The organism is Stenotrophomonas sp. GW821-FHT09E08, assembly GCF_059416125.1.
The window spans coordinates 309,558-332,354 of sequence record NZ_JBWKOO010000001.1 but is presented as its reverse complement, the minus strand read 5'-3'; the positions used below and the strand labels follow the sequence as shown (position 1 = coordinate 332,354).

The 22,797-nt window shown below is 63.8% G+C and carries 20 protein-coding genes and 1 tRNA gene; 18 read left to right on the top strand and 3 right to left on the bottom strand.

Going from position 1 to position 22,797, the window contains the following annotated elements:
- Positions 1–30 precede the first annotated feature (30 nt).
- The 11 genes from AC07M7_RS01560 to AC07M7_RS01510 all read left to right on the top strand — a co-directional run bounded on the left by AC07M7_RS01560 (position 31) and on the right by AC07M7_RS01510 (position 9,208).
- Positions 31–2,904, top strand: a complete 2,874-nt coding sequence (locus AC07M7_RS01560; RefSeq protein ID WP_495206594.1) for an autotransporter outer membrane beta-barrel domain-containing protein — start codon at positions 31–33, stop codon at positions 2,902–2,904.
- Positions 2,905–3,002: 98 nt separating this feature from the next.
- Entirely contained in the window at positions 3,003–4,007 is a 1,005-nt protein-coding gene (locus AC07M7_RS01555; RefSeq protein ID WP_495206593.1) for a 2-hydroxyacid dehydrogenase, read from the top strand.
- A 50-nt stretch (positions 4,008–4,057) separates the two neighbouring features.
- Positions 4,058–4,133: transfer RNA gene (locus AC07M7_RS01550), tRNA-Thr, on the top strand.
- 281 nt (positions 4,134–4,414) lie between these two features.
- Complete coding sequence (locus AC07M7_RS01545; RefSeq protein WP_248298434.1) at positions 4,415–5,341, top strand: RHS repeat-associated core domain-containing protein; 927 nt, start codon at positions 4,415–4,417, stop codon at positions 5,339–5,341.
- A 1-nt stretch (position 5,342) separates the two neighbouring features.
- On the top strand, positions 5,343–5,600 hold the full coding sequence (locus AC07M7_RS01540) for a hypothetical protein (protein WP_046983285.1): 258 nt from the start codon (positions 5,343–5,345) through the stop codon (positions 5,598–5,600).
- Positions 5,601–5,917: 317 nt separating this feature from the next.
- Positions 5,918–6,889 (top strand): RHS repeat domain-containing protein, encoded by a 972-nt coding sequence (locus AC07M7_RS01535; RefSeq protein ID WP_495206659.1) that lies wholly within the window; start codon positions 5,918–5,920, stop codon positions 6,887–6,889.
- Positions 6,889–7,392, top strand: coding sequence for a hypothetical protein (locus AC07M7_RS01530; protein ID WP_495206592.1), 504 nt, complete (start codon positions 6,889–6,891; stop codon positions 7,390–7,392). Before AC07M7_RS01535 ends, AC07M7_RS01530 begins: the two co-directional genes overlap by 1 nt.
- Positions 7,393–7,503: 111 nt before the next feature.
- Positions 7,504–7,710, top strand: a complete 207-nt coding sequence (locus AC07M7_RS01525) for a hypothetical protein (protein WP_495206591.1) — start codon at positions 7,504–7,506, stop codon at positions 7,708–7,710.
- A 90-nt stretch (positions 7,711–7,800) separates the two neighbouring features.
- On the top strand, positions 7,801–8,457 hold the full coding sequence (locus AC07M7_RS01520) for an RHS repeat-associated core domain-containing protein (RefSeq protein ID WP_495206590.1): 657 nt from the start codon (positions 7,801–7,803) through the stop codon (positions 8,455–8,457).
- A gap of 2 nt (positions 8,458–8,459) precedes the next feature.
- Positions 8,460–8,831: a DUF7668 domain-containing protein gene (locus AC07M7_RS01515; protein WP_495206589.1), complete on the top strand. Its 372-nt coding sequence runs from the start codon at positions 8,460–8,462 to the stop codon at positions 8,829–8,831.
- 44 nt (positions 8,832–8,875) lie between these two features.
- A complete protein-coding gene (locus tag AC07M7_RS01510) occupies positions 8,876–9,208 on the top strand; it encodes a hypothetical protein (protein WP_495206588.1) in 333 nt (110 codons plus the stop codon).
- Between the two features lie 49 nt (positions 9,209–9,257).
- Here the strand turns inward: AC07M7_RS01510 and AC07M7_RS01505 are convergent, their stop codons facing one another.
- The gene (locus AC07M7_RS01505) at positions 9,258–9,593 is read right to left on the bottom strand and encodes a hypothetical protein (RefSeq protein WP_495206587.1); all 336 of its coding nucleotides are present in this window, start codon (positions 9,591–9,593) and stop codon (positions 9,258–9,260) included.
- 13 nt (positions 9,594–9,606) lie between these two features.
- Positions 9,607–10,239: a GyrI-like domain-containing protein gene (locus AC07M7_RS01500; RefSeq protein WP_495206586.1), complete on the bottom strand. Its 633-nt coding sequence runs from the start codon at positions 10,237–10,239 to the stop codon at positions 9,607–9,609.
- Positions 10,240–10,591: 352 nt separating this feature from the next.
- Here AC07M7_RS01500 and cyoA point away from each other — a divergent pair, with 352 nt between their 5' ends.
- From cyoA to cyoD, 4 genes are read left to right on the top strand one after another with little or no spacing between them, the layout of a single operon-like run.
- Complete coding sequence (cyoA, locus tag AC07M7_RS01495; protein WP_046983282.1) at positions 10,592–11,632, top strand: ubiquinol oxidase subunit II; 1,041 nt, start codon at positions 10,592–10,594, stop codon at positions 11,630–11,632.
- Positions 11,633–11,634: 2 nt separating this feature from the next.
- Positions 11,635–13,632 (top strand): cytochrome o ubiquinol oxidase subunit I, encoded by a 1,998-nt coding sequence (gene cyoB, locus AC07M7_RS01490; protein WP_495206585.1) that lies wholly within the window; start codon positions 11,635–11,637, stop codon positions 13,630–13,632.
- Positions 13,629–14,267 (top strand): cytochrome o ubiquinol oxidase subunit III, encoded by a 639-nt coding sequence (cyoC, locus tag AC07M7_RS01485; RefSeq protein WP_012510428.1) that lies wholly within the window; start codon positions 13,629–13,631, stop codon positions 14,265–14,267. The genes cyoB and cyoC overlap by 4 nt, the downstream gene beginning before the upstream one ends.
- Positions 14,267–14,608, top strand: coding sequence for a cytochrome o ubiquinol oxidase subunit IV (gene cyoD, locus AC07M7_RS01480; protein ID WP_495206584.1), 342 nt, complete (start codon positions 14,267–14,269; stop codon positions 14,606–14,608). The genes cyoC and cyoD overlap by 1 nt, the downstream gene beginning before the upstream one ends.
- Before the next feature lie 209 nt (positions 14,609–14,817).
- Here the strand turns inward: cyoD and AC07M7_RS01475 are convergent, their stop codons facing one another.
- Complete coding sequence (locus AC07M7_RS01475) at positions 14,818–16,875, bottom strand: putative bifunctional diguanylate cyclase/phosphodiesterase (protein ID WP_495206583.1); 2,058 nt, start codon at positions 16,873–16,875, stop codon at positions 14,818–14,820.
- 149 nt (positions 16,876–17,024) lie between these two features.
- Between AC07M7_RS01475 and radA the strand changes: the two genes are divergently transcribed.
- From radA to AC07M7_RS01460, 3 genes are all read left to right on the top strand, one after another.
- Positions 17,025–18,401, top strand: coding sequence for a DNA repair protein RadA (radA, locus tag AC07M7_RS01470; protein WP_046983278.1), 1,377 nt, complete (start codon positions 17,025–17,027; stop codon positions 18,399–18,401).
- A 153-nt stretch (positions 18,402–18,554) separates the two neighbouring features.
- The gene (locus AC07M7_RS01465; protein ID WP_046983277.1) at positions 18,555–20,411 is read left to right on the top strand and encodes an ATP-binding protein; all 1,857 of its coding nucleotides are present in this window, start codon (positions 18,555–18,557) and stop codon (positions 20,409–20,411) included.
- A gap of 48 nt (positions 20,412–20,459) precedes the next feature.
- The gene (locus AC07M7_RS01460) at positions 20,460–22,766 is read left to right on the top strand and encodes a hypothetical protein (RefSeq protein WP_495206582.1); all 2,307 of its coding nucleotides are present in this window, start codon (positions 20,460–20,462) and stop codon (positions 22,764–22,766) included.
- Positions 22,767–22,797 lie beyond the last annotated feature (31 nt).

Sequence of the window (22,797 nt, the reverse complement as noted above, 5' to 3'; positions counted from 1 at the left end):
ACCCGCGTGTTGCGGTTGGAGAGAGAACACATGAAGTATTCGAAGTTGAGCCTGGCCCTGGCCGGGCTGATGGGTGTCGCCACCATGTCCGTGGCTGATGACGTCATGGCAATGAATTATCACGTGCTGGGCGATCGCATCTTCCTGAGTGGCGATGTGACCTACGCCGACGTGGTGTCCCTGCCGGCACTGCTGGCCAAAGCGCAGGCCGAAGGCCGGCCGATCCGCGAAGTGGTATTGCGCACCTCCAATGGTGGCGCGCTGATCGCCGGCGAGTGGCTGCAGGGAGTGATCCGCACCTCCGGCCTCAACACCATCGTGTCCGGCAACTGCATTTCATCCTGCTCGATCATGCAGTCCGGTGGTGTCGAGCGCTATCTGGCCGGCGACCTGCCGATCATCGACTCGGTGCAGATCCACGCGGCCAGCAGCGGTGGCAAGGTGATCTACACGCCGTCGCCGCGCATGACCCAGATCTACACCGGCAACTATGGCGGCGGCATGGATGCCGGCCTGCTGCACAAGGCCATGTATGAAGTGGTACAGCGGAACGGGCTGCTGGTGTTCCGCGATCCAGCCCGCAGCACGGGGGCCTCCATCACCTTTGATCCGGATGGCAGCGGCAGCAAGCTGGAATCATTCCCGGGCCAGGACATCTACAGCAACAGGATCATCACCGCCAACGGGTACCGCGATCCGGGCGACACGTTGAATGTGAGCGCGAACGTGAGCGGCGATATCAATCCAGGCTACCTGCGTACCGGACGCCAGCTGCAGGCCTTCGTCGATGATGATTTCGCGCGCTGGAATACCGACGGGCAATCCACCTACATCAGCCTTGCGCAGAGCATCTACAACGCCTCGCGCCGCGGCCCGCAGGGCATCGGCCCGCTGTCGGTGCAGGGTTACCTGAATGACCCGGATATCCAGGACCTGCTGCTGTCCAAACTGCGTCTGGCGGATCTGGATGCCTCTACGCTGGACAACGCCATGGGTGTGATCCGCGTGACCAATGGCGCCACCTGGCGCACGTCCGCTACCACGGGTGCGGACTTCATGCTGGTGGACAACGGCACCATCGCCCTGGAAGGCGGTGCCCTGCGCGCCTCGGAAGTGCGCGTGCTCGGGGCTGGCATGCTGGTTGGCCACGGCGACGTTGCCGGCACGGCGATGGATCTCAATGCACTGGGCGAAGGCACTGGCCCTTCCTACCGTGAAGACGGCTTCAATCGCCTGCGCGTGTTCGGCACACTGATGCCGCGCGGTGGCGATCTGGTCACCCATGGTTACGTCAATATCATGCCGGGCGGCAGGGTGCTGTTCGATGTGACCGAGGGCGGCGGCACGGCAACAGGCCGCCTGCGCGTGGGCACCTTCTTCGATGACGAACAGACCGACGGCGCGCTGGTGATCTCCAAGGGCGCCTTCCTCGAACTGAACGTGGCACAGGGCTACTACGGCCAGGACTTCCGTCGCGATCTGGTGGAAGGACCGATCTACCAAGGTGGTTTCGAAGAAGCCGTGCGCTTGGGGGATACCGGCTACAGTGCCAGCATCACTGGTGGTGATGTGTTCCGCCCGCGCCACAACTCGCTGTTGAGCTTCAATGTGAAGCAGACCGCCGATGGTCTGTGGTTGACCGCCAACCCCGGCTTCGACCAGGTGGGGCTGTTCGCCAACGGCACTTCGGGCGATGGCCTGGGCCGCGCATTGGCAACCGCCTCCGATCGCCAGGACAAAGGCCTGAAGTCGCTGCTCGGTGCACTGCAGTTCGCTGATCGCGACGTAATCGCACAGCAGGCCGGAGCCCTGCGCGGTGATGCGCACGCCAGCCTGCGCCTGGCCGACACTGCGCTGGTGGGCAGCATCGGCAACGTCGTGCAGCAGCACCAGGCCGCGATGCGCAGCGGCGGGGACGCCGACGGCCTGGCTTCGCAGGCCGCGCAGTCGGTCTCATCTCAACCGGGCATGCGCCATGGCAGCCTGTTCAACCAGCTCGCCATGCATCTGGTCGAGCCGGCGTCGGGCAGCGCTGCGGGCAGCGGTGATGCTGGACGCAACCATGGCATCTGGGCCCGCGGTTTCGCCAGCCATGGCCGCATCGATGCCGACGGTGGCGTGGCGGGGCTCAGCCACAACATCGGCGGCATCGTGATCGGTGCCGACACCCGCGTGGCCGATGACCGCGTTACCCTCGGCGTCAGCGTGGCAGCGGCCGACATGTCGACCAAGGCCAGTGACGGCTCCGGGTTCACCGGCGATGTGCGCGCGCTGGACGTGGGCGGCTACCTGGATGCGACCTACTCGCGGGGCTACCTGTCGGCAGCGGTGCGCTACACCGACCTGCGCCACGATACCCGCCGCAGCATCGGCGGTATCGATGGCCTGGAGCAGCCACTGCGCGCCAGGTACAGCAACGATGCGATCTCCGCACGGGCGGAGCACGCGTTCTCCTTCACCACCGGCAAGGGACTGGTGATCCAGCCGTTGCTGCCGGTGGTGGATTACGCGCGCACCTCGGCCACCCGCTTCAATGAAGGCCAGGGCGCGGGTGCCTTGGTGGGTCGCAGCGGCAGCCTGGAGAGCATCCGCGTGGGCGCAGGCCTGCAGCTGTTCAAGACCTTCGAGGGCAACAACGGCGAGCGCATCACGCCGCGCGCCCGCGTGGTCTGGCAGAAGGAACTGGGCGACTCGCAGGCCCGTTACAGCACCGGCTTCGCCGCTGCACCTGATCTGGTGTTCGGTGCCAGCAGCCAGGCCGTGGGCGAGCAGGTGCTGGCCTGGAACCTGGGTGTGACCAGCCGGGCCAGCGAGCGTCTCTCGATCATGGCCGATTATGTAGGCGAGCGCCGCGACGGGCAGATCCAGAATGGCGTGATGCTGGGGCTGGGCTACAAGTTCTAAGTGGCACACGGCACCGGCGATGAAGGCATCGCCGGTGCCGTCCCCAGAAGGCGCGTTGCTGCGGTATGGTCGGCGTGGCATCCCACCCAGGCTCTTCCATGCAGATCGCCGTCTTCAGCGCCCGCCCTTACGATCGTCGTTTCCTTGAGGAAGCCAACCAGCGCGACGCCGCTGGAGAGGGCTTCGTGTTTGTCTACTTCGATGCAGCCTTGGATGTGCATACAGCTGCTCTGGCCCAGGATTGCGCGGCGGTCTGTGTGTTCGTCAATGATCGACTTGATGCACCGGCGCTGCACGCCCTGCATGCAGTGGGTGTGCGGGCAGTGCTGCTGCGCTGCGCGGGCTTCAACAATGTGGATCTTGCAGCGGCAAAGGCGCTTGGCCTGTTTGTTGCCCGCGTGCCGGCCTATTCGCCAGAAGCGGTGGCCGAGCATGCTCTGGCACTGGTGATGACCCTCAACCGTCAGACCCACCGCGCCTACAACCGCGTGCGCGAGGGCAATTTCATGCTGGATGGCCTGCTTGGGCGCACCCTGCATGGCCGCACGGTCGGCATCGTCGGCACCGGCAAGATAGGCTTGGCCACCGCGCGCATTTTCAAGGGCATGGGCTGCACCGTGCTGGGACACGACCCGTATCCGTCGGCAGGCTTTGCGGATGTGGGCGAGATGGTGGGCATGGATGAACTGCTGGCCCGCGCAGACATTGTGTCGCTGCATTGCCCTTTGACACCGGACACCCAGCATCTGATCAACGACACCTCACTGGTGCGGATGAAGCCGGGCGCGATGCTGGTCAATACCTCGCGCGGCGGGCTGGTCGATACCCATGCGGTGATCCGCGCGCTGAAGTCGCGTCGGCTGGGTCATCTGGCCATCGATGTGTACGAGCAGGAGAGCGCGCTGTTCTTCCAGGACCTGTCCGGAGAGATCATCGACGATGAGGCCTTCCAGCGGTTGATGACCTTCCCCAACGTGCTGGTGACCGGCCATCAGGGCTTCTTCACCGTGGAGGCGCTGCAGGAGATCTCGGCGATCACGCTGGGGAATCTGCGGGATTTCGCGGCGGGGAGAGCGTGTGCGAACCGGGTGGAGGCAGGCTGAGCCGGATGGATTGACCGCCGGGGCGCCCAGCCCGTAAAATCGCGGGCTCAGCCGGAATAGCTCAGTTGGTAGAGCGGCGCATTCGTAATGCGTAGGTCGCAGGTTCGACTCCTGTTTCCGGCACCAGTTGCATGAAAAGCCCCGGCCTAGGCCGGGGCTTTTTTTGTGCTTTGGTAGCGCCGGGCCATGCCCGGCGGAATGCCGGCCCCAGTAGTGGCAGCCCATGGCTGGCAGCCCCTAATTTCCGAATCTCGCGGCCAGCCCGGCTTCCCAGGCGCTTAGCGCCGCGCCCTGTTCCCGATCTGGAAACCGCACCCGGCCATTCCTGTGCTATGAATACACGGCCTTGCTTCAAGGCACTTTCAGGGATTGGAAGGATGCGCAGGTTCGGGGGAACTGCAGGCGGTGTGTCGACCAGCTTCAGGGGAGTTGAAGATCAAATTCACAAGCTGGGTGCCTTAGGCGCTTGGCTGTGCTGCGTGCTGCTGATCGGCCTTGGCGTGTCGCCAGCCGCAGTTGCCCAGACGACGGTCACGTACATCCACACGGACGCGTTGGGCTCGGTCGTGGCTGAAAGCGATGCCAACGGCAACGTGATCAAGCGCTATGACTACGAGCCCTACGGCGCCGTGGTAGGTGGTCAGGTCACGGACGGACCGGGGTATACCGGGCATGTGAGCGATGCGGCCACCGGGCTGAGCTACATGCAGCAGCGGTACATGGATCCGCAGCTGGGTGTGTTCCTGTCGGTGGATCCTGTGACGGCGTATGAGCAACCGGTTGGGCAGTTCAATCGCTATCGGTACGCGAACGGGAATCCGTACAGGTTCACGGATCCAGACGGGCGGGAGAGTGGTGCAGCCTTCAAGGTAGTCAACGACGCCACGAATGGGCAGCCGATTACTCCACCGCCCAAAAATCCAAGCGACAGACTCGGGCCGGCAATTGGCGCTGCACTGACAGCAGTTCTGGCCGCTCCAGTGCTGGCAGAGGTAGGTCTGGTCGCAATGGCAAATCCAGGAGCAGTTGCCACGGCAGCCGAAATTGGTGCAGGAGCTGCTGGTGTCACGGGCACCTCTGGCGCGGTGGCGGGAAAGATCACCGGGTACACGAAGCATGGGTTGAATCAGGCGATCTCCCGCGATGGTGGCAGAGGTGTTTCTGCAAAGGCCATACTATCGGCGGTAAAAGACCCTGCGAAGGTCGCCGAGCAGGTCGGTGGCAGGACTGCTTACACCGGGAAAGATGCGAAGGTAGTCCTGAATGGTGAGGGGAAGGTCATAACTGCCATTCCAAGAAGCAGCGATGGGTTGAGAGACCCGAAGGTGAAGTGAAATGAAACGGTCTATCTCGTCCCGTCTGCATTCTCTGTTGGTTGAAATCGCAGCGAAGCACAGCCTTCACTTGCCTGAAGAGGGCATCAAGCACCTTGTCAAACAGGACCGCGAGTCGCTGATCGATGCATTAGTGCAAGAGTTTTCGGAGACCGGTTTGGGATCTGACGATGAGCCTAATCAACGAGGCGTCGAGATCGAAGAGATCATCGATTTCGTTGGCGCTATCGCTAATCAGACTGATGCGTCCAGCGACTAGGCAATGGTTTATTTGGAGTCGTAGGCGGCTGGGTCGCAGGTTCGACTCCTGTTTCCGGCACCAGTTGCAATGAAAAGCCCCGGCCTCTAGTTGGGGCTTTTTTTTGTGCTCTGGTAGTGCTGGCCGCTGGCCGGCCCCCCCCAGTAGTGCCAGCCCATGGCTAGCAGCCCGCGATTCCCGAACCTCGCGGCCTGCTGGCCCCCCGGCTTCTCAGGAGCCTAGCTCCTAGCACTGTTCCTGAACCGGAACTCGCAGCCGGCCATTCCTATGCCATGAATACCCAGCCTTGCTTCAAGGCTCTTTCAGGGGTTGGAAGGATGCGTAGGTTTGGGGGAGCTGCAGGCAGCGTGTCTACCTGCTTTAGGGGATTTGAAGATCGAATTCGCCAGCTTGGCGCCATAGGTGCTTGGCTGTGCTGCGTGCTGCTGATCGGCCTTGGCCTGTCGCCAGTCGTAATTGCCCAGACGACGGTCACCTACATCCACACGGACGCTTTGGGCTCGGTTGTGGCCGAGAGCGATGCCAGCGGCAACGTAATCAAGCGCTATTACTACGAGCCCTACGGTGCCGTGGTGGGTGGTCCGGTCACGGATGGACCGGGGTATACCGGGCATGTGAGCGACTCGGCCACTGGTCTGAGTTACATGCAGCAGCGGTGCATGGATCCGCAGTTGGGCGTGTTCCTGTCGGTTGATCCGGTGGTGGTTGATGCGAAGTCTGGTGCGAAGTTCAATCGATACGCTTACGCCTTGAGCAATCCATACAAATTCATCGACCCGGACGGTCGTGATGAAGAGTGGTTCTCAAACGTTGATCAGATGGGGAACCCTGGCTTCGGGAATGAGCTCGGAGACGATGCTTTTCACTACAATGGGAAGGCTGTCATAGCTGTGGGCATAGGTGGTCCAACGCTACCAGGCATTCTTCGAGCGATCGCTGCCCCCTTTGCCAGGGCTGCCACAGCAGAGATGCGAGGTCGCACCGTTGCTGGAGTGAAGGTTGGGGATAGCCCTGCTGATACCAGGTTGGCGCTGGAGGAGGCTGGGTTCATGGGTACACGGATATCAAACGAAGCAGGCACGGAATCGGGAACGCTTCACAATGTGCCGTCTATGAAGATGGACGTTAGAGTCATGGATGGAGGGCCGAAGCATTCACCTAGAATATCGGTGACCCGAGAAGGTAATCCGCGTCAGCCCGTGAATCCTGAAAATGGGAAGAACTTCGGCAATATTCCCAAGGGTGAGCAGCGCACGGGAAGTCATATCTACTATCGAGAGAAGCCGTGATGGCGAAAATCAAGAAGATGGAAGTTGATGTGGTGGCCGCACGCTCGAGCCTAGAGGGGATGCTGCTTGGTTCATATCTTGATTCATTCAACGTAAGTAGTCTCAATATAACGTTGAGGTTGATCAACACCTCGGCGTGCCCTGGTAGATTGCTTTACGTGGATATGAGCTTCTCATGCGCGGCCATTGTTCGTGATTGTGGCATCTCTTCCGGCAATGTAGCGAAACTTGATTTCTTTGTGGGGAGGGCGGCATTTCTCCCCAGGGTCTATGAAAAGATTGGAGTTGAGATATCTGGTGTAGAGCTCGATTTCGAAGGTCGGCTTGTTCTTTCTATGGATGATTCAGTCCTCGAATTGGCTGTCACGGACGAGGATATGGAGCTTGAGAGCTCTGTCTGGCAAGTCGTGATGGAGGGGGGGGCTGGTTCTGGACTATCTTTGGGTGGCTCTATCTCCTGTGTTTCAACTGGCAACGCTGTCATGTTCATGTTCGGTGCTTGATGTGCGAGTGCTGCGTGGCAAGATATTCCCTGTGCGATGAATGCCCAGCCTTGCTTCAAGGCTCTTTCAGGGATTGGAAGGATGCGCAGGTTCGGGGGAGCTGCAGGCGGCGTGTCGACCCGCTTCAGGGGATTTGAGGGTCGAATTCGGAAGTCGGGAGCATTAGGCACTTGGCTGTGCTGCGTGCTGCTGATCGGCTTTGGCTTGTCGCCAGCCGCAATCGCCCAGGAGACGGTCACCTACATCCACCCGGACGCCTTGGGCTCGGTTGTGGCCGAGAGCGATGCCAACGGCAACGTGATCAAACGCTATGACTAAGAGCCCTACCGGGCAGTGGTAGGCGGCCAGGTCACGGACGGGCCTGGCTATACAGGGCATGTGAGCGACTCGGCTACCGGGCTGAGTTACATGCAGCAGCGGTACATGGATCCGCAGTCTGGGGTGTTCCTGTCGGTGGATCCGGTGACGGCGTATGAACAGCCTGTTGGACAGTTCAATCGATACCGGTATGCGAACGGAAATCCTTGCAAGTTCAAAGATCCTGACGGGCGCATTGTCGAAACCGTATGGGACGTTGCAAACATCGCAATGGGCGCGACCAGTGCCTACTCGAACTTTAGCCAAGGTAATGTTGGGGCGGGTATTGTCGACTCAATCGGCGTGGCGATTGATGCGACGGCAGCTGCAGTGTCCTTTGTTCCCGGAGGCGCGGGTGCGGCAATCAAGGCCGCCAGGGGACTTGAGAAGGCTGTTGACGGTGCGCGCACAGCAGACAAATTCGGCGGCGCGGGCAAGATGGTTGGAGATCTTCCAAAGCCACCCACGGGGCCGGGGTCAGTTCCAGTAGCACAAGGAGACCCACAGCGGTTGCTCACTGATTCCGCACGAGAATCCAAGCGAGCTGCACAAGGTGGACAGTGCGCAACGGGCTGCGGGACGTCAATTGATCGGAGCAATTCCGCCGGGCATCATGTCGAGCGACACGCCGACGGTGGTCCTACAACATCCTCCAATCATGCCGAGGTCTGTTTGGACTGCCACAAGCAATTGCACGGGAGAGATTAGCAATGAATGAGGTGACCATAGCTAAAGATGATGAGAACGAGATTGCGGTGCCGCAAGCTTGGCGGCCCATGTTCGCAGCCATCGTTGATGCGCTGATCCAAGGGGGCGAACCATCGCTACCGCAGGTAACCCTTCAGGCCCCAGATGTGTGGGCAAGCGCGCAAGAGAGCATTCGCGCGTATGGCGCACACTTGAAAAGGTTGCCAGACGAATCCTGGAACTCTTCCGTATGCATTTGGTATGGAGATTTTTGGAATGTTCTGGTTGATCTTTACACAGAAGAGGAGGGGAGGAGCGATCTTGTGCTTCAGGCTCATGTGTACGAAGTTGGCGATGGATATCGATACGAGGTGGTTTTGGTATACGTGCCGTAGAACCTGTGAGTCCGTTCGAATTTCATCGGTTTTCAGATTAAGTGGTGACTGAACTGGCGGCTACATGGAGTGTTGTGGTTTCTGCCGGTGCCCAGACGGTCACCTACATCCACACGGACGCGCTGGGCTCGGTTGTGGCTGAGAGCGATGCCAACGGCAACGTGATCAAGCGCTATGACTATGAGCCCTACGGGGCAGTGGTAGGCGGTCAGGTCACGGATGGCCCGGGGTACACCGGGCATGTGAGCGATGCGGCCACCGAGCTGAGCTACATGCAGCAGCGGTACATGGATCCGCAGCTAGCTAGGTTCGCTCTGGGCGCAACAATCTTGGTCGTAAACGAAAAGCTCCGGCCTTGGTCGGAGCTTTCTGTTTAAGCATTTGAGGCAATCGCTTGTCAACGGCTTGGTCGATGGGAATACGACCTCATTGGCGCCTCACAATCACCGCATCCCGCGCCAACCACCATGCGAGCTGCCGCAGGTACCCGCCCACCGCACCGGCCATTACACCCAGCAGCAACCGCCGCAACACACGCGCAGATCGCAGGCCAGCCTCCCGCAACCAAGGCAGCATCGCCATCACCTGTGCACCCAGCAGCAGCGCCAGCACATCCAGCCCCAGCGCATCCATCACCGGCAACAACGGCAGCAGATCCGGATTGCAGGCCAATACGATCACCAGCAGGGTACCGAGCACAGCCATCACGCGGCGCCCAGCGGGCAGGGTGGTCCAGTGCAGCAGTCTCGCAATCAGGCGCATGGCGTTCCTTGTGTCATGGGCGTGAGCCCTCACCAGAGCGCAAGCGCACCGGCTGCCGCAGCACGGTCTTCAACCGAGCAGCTTCGGTCCTGCGCGGGTCGCTCAGGTAGATCTCGTGATGGGGGCCGGCAAAGGCATATCCCAGTGCAGGCATCAGCTCGTCATGAAGATGCGCCAGGATCGGCCCCTGGTCATCGTAGGCACCCACATGCAGGGTCTGCAGGCAGAGACCTTCCTCGAGCGTTTCATGGCGAAGGCTGGCCGGCGCCTCACCCAGCTTCTTCCGCGCCTTGCCGAGGGCCGCTTCCAGCTGCGCTGGACTGATCCCTTCCGGCGTACGGATCATCACCGTCCACACCCACTCATCCTTGCGGTGTGCCACGAAACTGGCGGGATCCTCAGCCGTCCACAGCGCTTCCAAGGGCGGCACCACGTAGTCCTGTCCGTCGGCTTTCAATGCGAACTTCAGCGCATAGCTCACCGCGTACAGCCACTGCACCGCCTGCAGGTAGGCCGGGGCGGTGTTCGGGTCGCCGTGGCCGTCGACCATCAGGTAGGGCAGCGGCGGTACGTTCACCGTCACGAACCGGCCCGCCGGGGGCTGGTACAGCGTGCGATCGCGTCGCTTGAAGTCGATCTTGTCCATGGGCCTTCCTCCTGCGTGGAGCATCCCATGTCCATGCCCCGGCAAGCATGCCTGAACAGGTTCAGTCGACTTTGCCGAACCCGGTCGGAGCCCCCGCCATCGCCCGATGCCAGGATGCTGCGCTCGGGCGTTCTGCCCGCCATGCCGCGCAGTGCGACAACGTGTCGCAGTCAGAATCAGGCCTTTCATGCGCTCGATCATTGTCAATGCCTTTCTTAAATGGTGCGTGACGGCCTAAAATTGAAAGGCTGACTCGACCCCACCTCCCTGCCTGTCTTCCGGACAGGTGGGACCGGCTTTGGCCGGAACAGGCAGGACGGGGAACGGCATTCCCTCGCAATTGGATCGACCGATGATTCCGTTGAAAACCCTTGGGCGCTGGTTGCGCCCGGGCCTGCTGCTGTCGTTGCTGGTGATGCTCACCGGCTGCGATGCCGTGGCCATCCTCAGTCCGAAGGGCCAGATCGGCCAGGATGAGAAGACCCTGCTGATCACGGCTACCGTGCTCATGCTGCTGGTCGTCATCCCGGTCATCATCATGACCCTGACCTTCGCGTGGAAGTATCGCGCCTCCAACACCAAGGCCCGCTACGAGCCGAAGTGGTCCCACTCGACGGCGATCGAGGTGGTGGTGTGGTCCATTCCCTGCATGATCGTGCTGGTGCTGGCGGTCCTGACCTGGCGTTCGTCGCACGCGCTGGACCCGTACAAGCCGCTGGAATCGGACGTCAAGCCGGTCACCATCGAGGCGATCTCGCTGGACTGGAAGTGGCTGTTCATCTATCCGGAAGAGAAGGTGGCGGTCGTCAACGAAATCAAGTTCCCGGTCAACACGCCGCTGAACTTCAAGATCACGTCCGATACGGTGATGAATGCCTTCTTCATCCCGCACCTGGGCAGCATGATCTACTCGATGGCTGCGATGGAGACCAAGCTCCATCTGATCGCCAACGAGACCGGTGAATTCCCGGGCATGTCCTCGCACTACAGCGGCGCGGGCTTCGCCAAGATGCATTTCACCGCCTACTCGGTCACCGATGCCGAATACCGCCAGTGGCTGGACCAGGTCCGCGCCGGCGATCAGACCCTGGACAAGGCTTCGTTCAAGGCCCTGGGTGATGCGCGCAACGCCGAGTGGTATCCGGTCACCTACTTCGGCAAGACCGAAGAAGGCCTGTTCGACTGGGTCCTCGCCAAGCACATGGGCGACAACAAGCATTACGGCATGAAGCACTCGCACGCCGGTGCCGCCGCTGCCGATGCCGCCAGCCATGAAGCGCACGAGGGCCATGCCCCCAGTGATGCACATGATTCCAAGGAATCGGGTGAAAACCTGGATGCCAACGAACACGAACACGCAGGCCATGCCGGCCACGCGGGCTCGGGAGAATGAACATGTTGGGAAAACTCTCTATTGAGTCGATCCCCCACGATCCGATCGTCCTGACGACGTTGATCGGCGCAGTACTGGGTGGCCTGGGCGTGATGGCCCTGATCACCAAGTTCAAGCTGTGGGGCTATCTGTGGAAGGAGTGGTTCACCTCGGTGGATCACAAGAAGATCGGCGTGATGTACCTCATCGTCGCCTTCGTCATGCTGCTGCGCGGTTTCTCCGACGCGATCATGATGCGTACCCAGCAGGCCCTTGCCGTCGGCGGGTCCGAGGGTTACCTGCCGCCGCACCACTACGACCAGATCTTCACCGCCCACGGCGTGATCATGATCTTCTTCGTGGCGATGCCGCTGATCACCGGCCTGATGAACCTGGCCGTGCCGCTGCAGATCGGTGCGCGCGACGTCGCGTTCCCGTTCGTCAACTCGCTCAGCTTCTGGCTGTTCGTGTCCGGCGCGGTGCTGATCATGCTGTCGCTGTGGATCGGTGAGTTCGCTGCCACCGGCTGGCTGGCGTTCCCGCCACTGTCGGGCATCGAATACAGTCCAAGCGTAGGCATGGACTACTACATCTGGGGGCTACAGGTCGCAGGCCTGGGTACCACGCTGAGCGGTATCAACTTCTTCATCACCATCCTGAAGATGCGTACCCCCAGCATGAAGCTGATGCAGATGCCGGTGTTCACCTGGACTGCCCTGGTGACCAACGTGCTGATCGTCGCTGCCTTCCCGGTGCTGACCATCACCCTGGTGCTGCTGACCCTGGACCGTTACCTGGGTACGCACTTCTTCACCAATGACGGTGGCGGCAACGCCATGCTGTACATCAACCTGATCTGGATCTGGGGTCACCCGGAAGTCTATATCCTGGTGCTGCCGGCCTTCGGTGTGTTCTCCGAAGTCATCGCGACCTTCTCGCGCAAGGCGCTGTTCGGTTACAAGGGCATGGTCTACGCCACCGCCTGCATCGGCGTGCTGTCGTTCATCGTGTGGCTGCACCACTTCTTCACCATGGGTTCGGGTGCCAACGTCAATGCCTTCTTCGGCATCACGACGATGATCATTTCGATCCCGACCGGTGTGAAGATCTTCAACTGGCTGTTCACCATGTTCCGCGGTCGCGTGCAGTTCACCACGCCCGTGCTGTGGACCATCGGCTTCATGGTCACCTTCACCATCGGCGGCATGACCGGCGTGATGCTGGCGATCCCGGCCATCGACTTCGTGCTGCACAACAGCCTGTTCCTGATCGCCCACTTCCACAACGTCATCATCGGTGGCGTGGTGTTCGGCATGTTCGCCGGCATCACCTACTGGTGGCCGAAGATGTTCGGCTTCCGCCTCAATGAGTTCTGGGGCAAGTGCGCGTTCTGGTGCTGGTTCATCGGCTTCTACGTGACCTTCATGCCGATGTACGTGCTGGGCTTCATGGGCATGACCCGTCGTCTGCAGAGCACGGTCAACCCGGCCTACGAGCCGCTGCTGCTGGTGGCTGCCGCAGGTGCCTTCATCGTGGGTGCCGGCATCCTGTGCCAGATCATCCAGGTGGCCGTGTCGATCCGCGACCGCAAGAAGACCGCCGACCTGACCGGCGACCCGTGGGATGCCCGTACGCTGGAGTGGGAAACCTCTTCGCCGCCGGCCTTCTACAACTTCGGCAGCCTGCCGGAAGTCACCGAGCTGGACGATTTCTGGGAGCGCAAGCAGCGTGGTGAAGCCTGGCCGAAGCCGGCCAAGTACACCGACATCCACATGCCGCGCAACACCGGCACGGGCGTCGTCATCGGTGCCTTCAGCCTGGTGTTCGGCTTCGCGATGATCTGGCACATCTGGTGGCTGGCCATCGTCGGCTTCGTCGGCATGATCGCCACGTTCATCTACCGCACCTTCGACCAGGACGTGGACTACTGGGTCCCGGCCGCCGAGGTGGAACGCATGGAGAACGAACACCGCAAGCACCTGGAATCCCAGGGCCTGGTGAAGTCGGAGCTGAAGGCATGAGCACCAATACCTCGACCCTGAGCCACGGGCACGCCGCGCAAGCGGCGGCCCATGGCCATGACGACCACGAGCACCACGACACCGGCGGCAACACCGTCTTCGGTTTCTGGGTGTACCTGATGAGCGACTGCCTCATCTTCGCCTCGCTGTTCGCCACCTACGTGGTGCTGGCCGGCGGCACCGATGGCGGCCCCACCGCGAAGGACCTGTTCGAACTGCCGTTCGTGGCATGGGAAACCGCGCTGCTGCTGACCTCCTCGCTGACCTTCGGCCTGGGCATGATTGCCATGCACCGCAAGCAGATGGGGCAGATGTACCTGTGGCTGGGCATCACCTGGCTGCTGGGCTTCGGCTTCATGTGCATGGAAGTGTGGGAATTCCAGCACCTGATCCATCAGGGCTATGGTCCGGACCGTAGTGCCTTCCTGTCGGCGTTCTTCGCCCTGGTCGGTACCCACGGCCTGCACGTCAGCGCCGGCCTGCTGTGGCTGCTGGTGATGTTCGTGCAGCTGAAGAAGTACGGCCTGACCCCGACCAACAAGACCCGCATGGCGTGCCTGAGCCTGTTCTGGCACTTCCTGGACCTGATCTGGATCGGCGTGTTCTCCGTCGTCTACCTCAATGGAGCGCTGTAATGGCATATGACAACCATGCACACGACCATGCCGCCGGCGGTGAAAGCCATGGCAGCGTGAAGTCGTACCTGATCGGCTTCGTGCTGGCGGTGGTGCTGACCGTCATCCCGTTCTGGATGGTGATGTCGGGCGACTTCTCGCGCACCGTCAACGGTGTGGTGATCGCGATCACCGCGGTACTGCAGATGCTGGTCCACCTGGTGTTCTTCCTGCACCTGGACCGCTCTTCGGAAAGCCGCTGGAACGTCAACGCTGCGGCCTTCACCGTGGTGGTGATCGGCATCATCGTGGTCGGTACCCTGTGGGTCATGCACAACATGAACGTGCACATGATGCACTGACGTCTTCGCGACGTTGCCACGCAGAAAGGCCGCCCTCGGGCGGCCTTTTTGTTTACTGGTAGCGCCGGGCCATGCCCGGCGACGCATCAATGCCGCCGGGCATGGCAGGTATGTGGTGGTAGTGCCGGCCGCTGGCCGGCCATTGCGGGAAGCCGGCCAGCGCCCGGCTCTACCCGTAGATCCACGGCATGCGTGGATGAACCGCCGGCTCAACCCACCCGGCGCAGGAACTCGTCTGCTTCCATCGGCCGCCCCAGGTGGTAGCCCTGCAACTGGTCACAGCCCAGTTCGCTCAGGTACTCACGCTGTGCCTGGGTCTCCACGCCTTCGGCCACCACCTGCAGTTGCAGGGTGCGGCCCAGCGCGATGATCGACGACACGATGGCGGCGTCCTCGTCGTTGCGCTCCAGGTCATGCACGAACGCGCGGTCGATCTTGAGTTCGGTAGCCGGCATCCGCTTCAGGTACAGCAGACTGGAGTAGCCGGTGCCGAAATCGTCGATGGCGATATGCACGCCCATCGCGGTCAGATCATTGAGGATCGCCAGGCTGGCGTCGACATCCTTCATCGCCGTGGTCTCGGTGATTTCCAGGGTCAGCCGCGCCGGTTCGATCCGGTGCCGCTGCAGCACCTCGCGCACGCTGTCCAGCAGCGCCGGCGAGGCGAACTGCAGCGGCGACAGGTTCACCGCCATCGACCATTCCGTATGCCCGGCCTCGTGCCAGGCGCGCAGTTGCGCACAGGCGCGGTCCAGTACCCAGTCGCCGATCGGGAGGATCAGGCCGCTGCGCTCGGCGATGGGAATGAACACATCCGGCGCCAGAAGGCCCAGTTCCGGGTGCTGCCAGCGCAGCAGCGCCTCGGCGCCGGTAGCCGGTGCGCCAGCGGCCGGGAACTTCGGCTGGTAGTGCAGCAGCAGCTCGTCACGCGCGATCGCCTTGCGCAGGTCCTGCAGCAGGCGCAGCTGGCGGTTGGCACTGAGCTGCATCGACGGGGTGAAGAAGGTATAGCCGTTACGGCCGGTTTCCTTGGTGTGGTACATCGCCGCATCGGCATGCGCCATCAGCTCGCGCTCGTTGCTGGCATCGTCCGGGTACAGGGCGATGCCGAGACTGGCGCTGACCTGCAGTTCGGCCGCATCCAGCGTGAACGGCTCGCCGGCGGCGGCGATGATGCGTTCGGCCACCACCACCGCGTCGTCCGGGATATCGATGGCCAGCACGATCACGAACTCGTCGCCGCCGAGGCGGGCGAAGGTGTCCTGCGGCCGCAGCAGGCTGCCGATGCGCTGTGCCACGGCTACCAGCAGGCGGTCGCCCAATTGGTGGCCGTAGGCATCGTTGACCGCCTTGAAGCCGTCCAGGTCGCAGAACATCACCGCAACCGCGCGGCCACGACGGCGCGCCTTCTCGATGGCCTGCTCGATGCGGTCCTGCAGCAGCATGCGATTGGGCAGCTGGGTCAGCGGGTCATGCAGCGCAGCCTGGATCAACTTGTCATTGGCGTGCGCCAGCGAGTCCGCCAGCAAGCCGGTGCGCACGCGCATCTGCCGGTCGAACAGCGAGGCGACCAGGGCGATGCCCAGCGTGGCCACGGTAGTGACGATCACCAGCACTGCCAGCCAGCGGGTGTCGATGCCGCCACTGCCGACCGCGCCGCAGATGCTGCCTTCAGGGAAACGTGCGGCGGCCATGCCGGTGTAATGCATGCCGACGATGGCGAGCCCCATCACCAGCGAGGCCAGGGCGCGCAGGCGCAGCGTGTTGCGCTGCTCGGCCCGCAGCCGGAAGGCGATCCACAGCGCCGCACCTGCGGCACCGATGGCTACCGCAATGGAGGCGGCGAACCAGCCTGGGTGATAGTCGATACCCGGCTGCATGCGCATCGCGGCCATGCCCAGGTAGTGCATGGTGGCGATGCCCAGCCCCATCAGCACCGCCCCGGCCAGCAACCGTCGCCAGGGCAGGCTGGGCCGCGACACCAGCCACAGTGCATAGGCCGAAGCACCGATCGACACCGCCAGCGAGTACAGGGTGATGCCGAGGTCGTAGCCGACCGGGATCGGCAGGTCGAAGGCGAGCATGCCGATGAAGTGCATCGACCAGATGCCCAGGCCCATCGCCGCCGCACCACCGGCCAGCCACCAGCGCGCCACGCGGCCTTCGGCCGTGGCCAGCCGGCCGGCCATGTCCAGCGCCGTGTACGAAGCAAGAATGGCCACCAGCAGGGAGATGGTGACCAGACTCTGACTGTAACTGCCAGTCATTTCGGATCCAGTGGGGGAGGGAGGGGCGCCCGCAAGGCGCACGCCCGCGACCCCTATCGGCGCAGGTGGGCGGGACTTGAGCGGTCGCAGCAGCTGCGACCCGGCTCGGCTATCCTGCCACGCCTGTTCCCGTTGCTGGAAATCATCCGATGGCTAAAGCCCGCACCGCCTACGTCTGCAATGAATGCGGCGCCGAATTCAGCAAGTGGCAGGGCCAATGCACCGAGTGCAACGCCTGGAACTCGCTGTCGGAAATCGTGCTGGAAAGCGCGGCGGCGGCCAAGGCGCCGGCCTCGCGCCGGGCCGGCTGGGCCGGCAAGATCGACCCGCCAAAGATCACCGCGCTGAAGGACGTCGAGCAGACCGAGCATCGCCGGGTCTCGACCGGCATCGGCGAGTTCGATCGCGTGCTGGGTGGTGGCCTGGTCGAGGGCGCGGTGGTGCTGGTCGGTGGCGACCCGGGCATCGGCAAGTCGACCCTGCTGTTGCAGGCGGTGGCGAAGATGGCCGCCGTGCTGCCGGTGCTGTACGTCACCGGCGAGGAATCACTGGCCCAGGTGGCCGGTCGCGCGCACCGCCTGGAACTGCCGCTGGACGGCGTCAATGCACTGGCCGAAACCGGGGTCGAATCGATCCTGCAGCACGCGTCCAAGGCCGGCCCGCGGCTGATCGTGGCCGACTCGGTGCAGACCCTGTGGACTGAGAGCCTGACCGCCGCGCCGGGCTCGGTCAGCCAGGTGCGCGAGAGCGCGGCACGGCTGGTGCGCTTCGCCAAGGAGACCGGCACCGCCGTGTTCCTGGTCGGCCACGTGACCAAGGAGGGCGGCATCGCCGGCCCGCGCGTGCTCGAGCACATGGTCGATGCGGTGCTGTATTTCGAGGGTGAGAGCGGCAGTCGCTTCCGCCTGTTGCGCGCGTTCAAGAACCGCTTCGGTGCGGTCAACGAGCTGGGCGTGTTCGCGATGGGCGACAAGGGCCTGAAGGAGGTCTCCAACCCGTCGGCGATCTTCCTGTCTGGTGGCAGCACCCACCAGCCGGGCAGTTGCGTCATGGTCACCCGCGAGGGCACGCGGCCGCTGCTGGTGGAAGTACAGGCGCTGGTCGATGCCTCGCCGCTGTCGAACCCGCGCCGTGTCGCGGTCGGCTTGGAGCAGAACCGCCTGGCGATGCTGCTGGCGGTACTGCATCGCCACGGCGGCGTGCTGGTCGGCGACCAGGACGTGTTCGTGAATGTCGTGGGTGGCATCCGCGTGCAGGAAACCGCGGCCGATCTGCCGGTGCTGCTGGCGGTGTTGTCGTCGCTGCAGGACCGGCCACTGGCGGAAAAGACGATTGCCTTTGGCGAAGTCGGCCTGTCCGGCGAGATCCGCCCGGTGCCCAATGGCGAGGACCGCCTGCGCGAAGCCGCCACCCATGGTTTCAAGCGCGCCATCGTGCCCAAGGCCAATGCGCCGAAGGGTGGTTCGGTGAAGGGCATGGAAGTGATCGCAGTGGAGCGCCTGTCCGAGGCCATCGACGCGGCGTGACCGCGCCGGTAGCGCCGGACCATGCCCGGCGCTACCGGCGCGGATCTGGAATACGACCTCAAACACGGCAACGGTCAGCCTCCCTGTGCTAGTTTTTCCCGCTCGACGAAGGCGCTCTCTGGCGTCTTTCCGTGCCCAGGAGTAACCGATTACATGCAGGACACCGCACTCACCGCCCCCAACGCCGAAATCCGTCGCGCCGGGGTCGATCTCAATGGACTGATGACGGTGCTGGGCAAGCACCTGTATTCCACCCCGGTGGTGGCGTTGCGCGAGCTGGTGCAGAACGCGCACGACTCGATCATCCGCCGTCGCATTGAACAGCCTGGCGTCGAGGTGCCCTCGCGCATTTCGGTGCAGGTCGATGCCGCCGCTGGCGTGCTGCGCATCAGCGATACCGGCGCCGGCCTGACCCGCCAGGAGATCCATGATTACCTGGCCACTGTCGGCGTCGGCTACACCCGTGGCCTGCGCCAGGGCGGCGAGGACGATGAAGGCCTGATCGGCATGTTCGGCCTCGGCTTCCTGTCGGCGTTCGTGCTGGCACGCCGGGTCAGCGTGCGCACCACCTCGTACCAGACGCCGGAGCTGGGGCACCTGTACGTGTCCAGCAACGCCGAGCAGTACACCGTCAGTGAAATGCCTGCGCGTGCGGTTGGCACCGAGGTGGAGCTGGAGCTGCATCCGGATTTCCTGCCACTGGCCAACGAAGCGCGCCTGCACGAAGTGCTGGGCCGCTATTGCGCGCTGCTGTCCGAGCCGATTTTCATTGGTGCCGGGGCCGAGGCGCTCAACCCTGAGCCGCCGCCGTGGCGCGGCCAGGGAGAGGTCGCCGTGCATCCGGTGCAGGCGCGGCGCCAGGCGCTGCAGTTCGCGGCGCGCTTCGAGCATGATTTCGAGCCCATTGTGACCGTGCCGTTGCGTGCCGATGGCGACAGCGATGCCACAGGCATGTTGTGGGTACAGGACGGTGCCACTTACGGCACCAGTGACAACCGCAACCTGTCGGTGTTCGTGCGCGGGATGCTGCTGGACGACGATGCGCGCGACCTGCTGCCGCCGTGGGCCGGCTTCATCGGCGGTGTGATCGAATCCTCGCGGCTGACGCCCACTGCCAGTCGCGAGGACCTGCAGCGTGACGACCAGTACCGCGCCGTGCAGCATGCATTGCTGGAAGCGCTGATCGATGGCCTGGCCGACGTCGCACGGCAACAGCCGGAAGCCTGGCGGCGCGTGCTGAGCCGCCACAACGAGGCACTGCTGGGCGCGGCGCTGTGTGATGACCGCCTGTTCGAACTGCTGCTGGAGCATGTTCGCGTGCCGACCTCGCAGGGCGACCTGCCGGCCAGCGCGTTGCCGGCACGTGGCGCGGTGCACGTCATCCTCGACAACGGCGGCGGCTTCGAGGAAATGCTGTTCCGCGCGATGGGCGTACCGGTGGCGCACGGCCATCGCTATGCGGTGGTGCCGTTCCTGCGGCGCTGGGCCCAGGCCAAGGGCCTGCGTCTGGTCGAACTCGGCACCGAGCAGGGCAATCGCGCGCTGTTCCGTACCGATGACAGCCTTGATGAGACGCAGCTGGCGTGGCTGCGCGAGCAGCTGGGCGATGGTGAACAGCTGCTGCCGGCACGCTTCAGCCCGGAGGCGCTGCCGGTGGTGGTGGTGCCCGACCGCGAGGCCGAGCTGAAGCAGCGCCTGGAAGACGACGAGAACGACAAGCGCGTTTCAATGGCGGCGCTGCGCCTGGCCCGGCAGTTCACCGCGCGCATCGAATCGCGCGCGCCGTCGCGGCTGTACCTCAATCTCGACAACCCGGCGGTGCAGGCCCTGCTGCGCGCCCAGCGCGACGGCCATCCGCAGGCCGAAGCCGCTGCACGCCTGTTGCGTTCGTTGAAGATCATTGTCGCCGCGCAGGGCCGTCCGCTGGCCCGCACGGCTGCCACGCCGGGCCCGGATCTCAATGGCGCCTTCGCCGATATTGCCGGTGCCCTGCAGCAGATGCTGCGCTGAGCACCACCCCCTCTCATCCAGCCTTCGTTAGACAGGAGCATTTACCCCATGGACATCTGGAACTGGGTCGAAAAACTGCAGGGTGACCTGCGCCAGGCCGGCCAGGCGCAGAACGCGCACCTGCTGAACCGTCTCGCCGACGAGGTCAGCGAACTGCAGGTCGACCGCGTCGACGCACTGCTGCCCGAAGCGCGTGCGCTGGGCAAGGCGCTGGACAACCCCTGGGTCGACGTCTACGTAGGCCACTGGGCACTGCGCAACCGCGTCGGCAACCGCGTCGAAGGCGAAAGCGCGCTGGGCGAAGCCGTGGCGCTGTTCGAGCGTGCACACCGCGAGGACACCCTGGAGTGCCCGCAGTCGATCTGCGTGACCCAGGACCTGGCCGCCTGCTACGGCAACATCGATGGCCCGGGCTGGGTGCCGGAACGTATCGAGGTGTGCGATGAAACACTGGGTCGCATCGACCCGAGCTGGGCCTGCTTCCAGTGCCTGAGCTGCGAGAAGGCCGATGCACTGCTTGACGATGGTCGCGGCCAGGACGCGCTGGACTACCTGCAGGTGCAGTCGGATGCGATCGAAGCCTGCGGCAAGGAAGTGTTCGACAGCTTCCCGGAGATGCAGATCAAGATCCTGCTGGGCATGGGCCGCGCCGAAGAAGCGCTGGTACTGATCGAGAAGCGCGAGGCCGAAGTGGCCGCGTCCGGCGAGTACGAGCCGGCCAACTGCACGGTGCCCCGCCGCTTGTCCAAAGCCTGGGCGCTGGCTCAGTTGGGTCGCGACGAAGAGGCGCTGCAGCAGCTGGTGCCATGGAGCGAACTGACGCCTACCTACTGGCGACTGTGGGCGAACACCGCCGCAGCGCTGTGCCAGCGTGATCCGGCGCGCAATACCTGGGACCTGGGCACGCGCTTCAACACCATCATCGAACACTTCGCCCGCGTCGGTTCGCATCGGCTGCTGATCGAGGTGGCCGCGCTGAGCCTGGAGCTGGCCCTGCAGCGTGGCGCGCGCTGGGTCGCGCAGCGCCAGCTGGAACTGGCCCGCACTCATCTGGCGCAGCTGCGCCAGGACCGCGGTGCGGCTGCGCTGGTGGCGGGCCTGGCTGCGCGCATCGATGCCTTGCCGGAGGTCGCACCGCTGCCGGTGCCGGCCGCTGAACTGCTGGCTTGGCTGAACGAGCAGGGGGAGCAGAATCAGTCGCGCGATCCCGAACGTGAGGCGCAGTGGCTGCTGCAGGCACAGGCGCAGCTGCCAGATGATGAGGCGCTGGCCGAGATGGCCGCCTCTGCGCTGAGCGCCGGTGGTGCACAGACGGAAGCGCGCGCATTGCTGTGGCGCTTCGTGCGCGCGCACGCGCAGGATGATGGCCCGGCCGCCTACACCCTGATGCGCTGGCTGACCGAGCAGGGCGACGACGACGGCCTGCGCCAGCTGGCGGATACCTATCGCGGCAGCGTGCCGGTGTTCGCACACTGGTGCGAGGTGCAGCGCGCCCGCCGCGTGTCGGACTGGCCGGCGCTGGAGCAGGCCGCGCAGGCGCTGCTGGCGGCCTCGCCGGGCTCGCATGGCGCACGCGGCACGCTGGCGCGGATGTACATGGAAACCGGTCGCTTCAGCGAGGCGCAGGCCAGCTATGCGCAGCTGGTGGAGTTGCTGGAAGAACCCAGCGCCGCGCACTGGGACCACATGAGTGCGGCCAGCGCGGCACGCGACTGGGACGCGGTGCGTCGCTCGGCGGCGGCGATCGGCATGGAGCTGTCCAGCCAGGACGGCGTGGTCGAGGAGCCGTGGGGCTGGGTGATCATCCGCAGCGAAGAGAACGGCGAGCCGATGGAGTACTACGCACGCCGTAGTGGCCCGGTGACCGCACGCATCGTCGAGAACGCGCCGGCCAATCGTGCGCAGCAGGTGGGCGACTGGGTGGTGTTCGACGCCGCGCTGGTGCATCCGGCGCCGGAGGAAGAGGAAGCGCGCGAGCATTTCATCCCGACCTATGCGCAGGTGCATGTGCTGGAGCGCGGCGGCTTTGCCCGCAGCTGGCTGGTCGATGGCGCGCATCCGGGCGAGGACGCGTGGAATGCCTTCGTCGAAGCCGCCGAGGCGCAGGGCTGGAAGGTGTGGTCGCACAGCCGTGCGGACTACACCGTGACCGATCCGGACATGGAGGAGGGCACCCTGCCGGGCGTGCTGTTCACCGTCGCCCAGCCGCAGGATCATGCGCCGCTGGCGCTGCACCGCCTCCTGCAGCAGGAGACCGCGAAGTGGCCGCACCCGCACTGCTGGCTGCGCCTGGCCGAGGCCTGTGACCAGGATCGCCAGCCGCACCTGGACGTGATCGAGCGTTACGGGTTGTAAGCGTGATATCGGGTAGTGGCGGGGGGCGGGG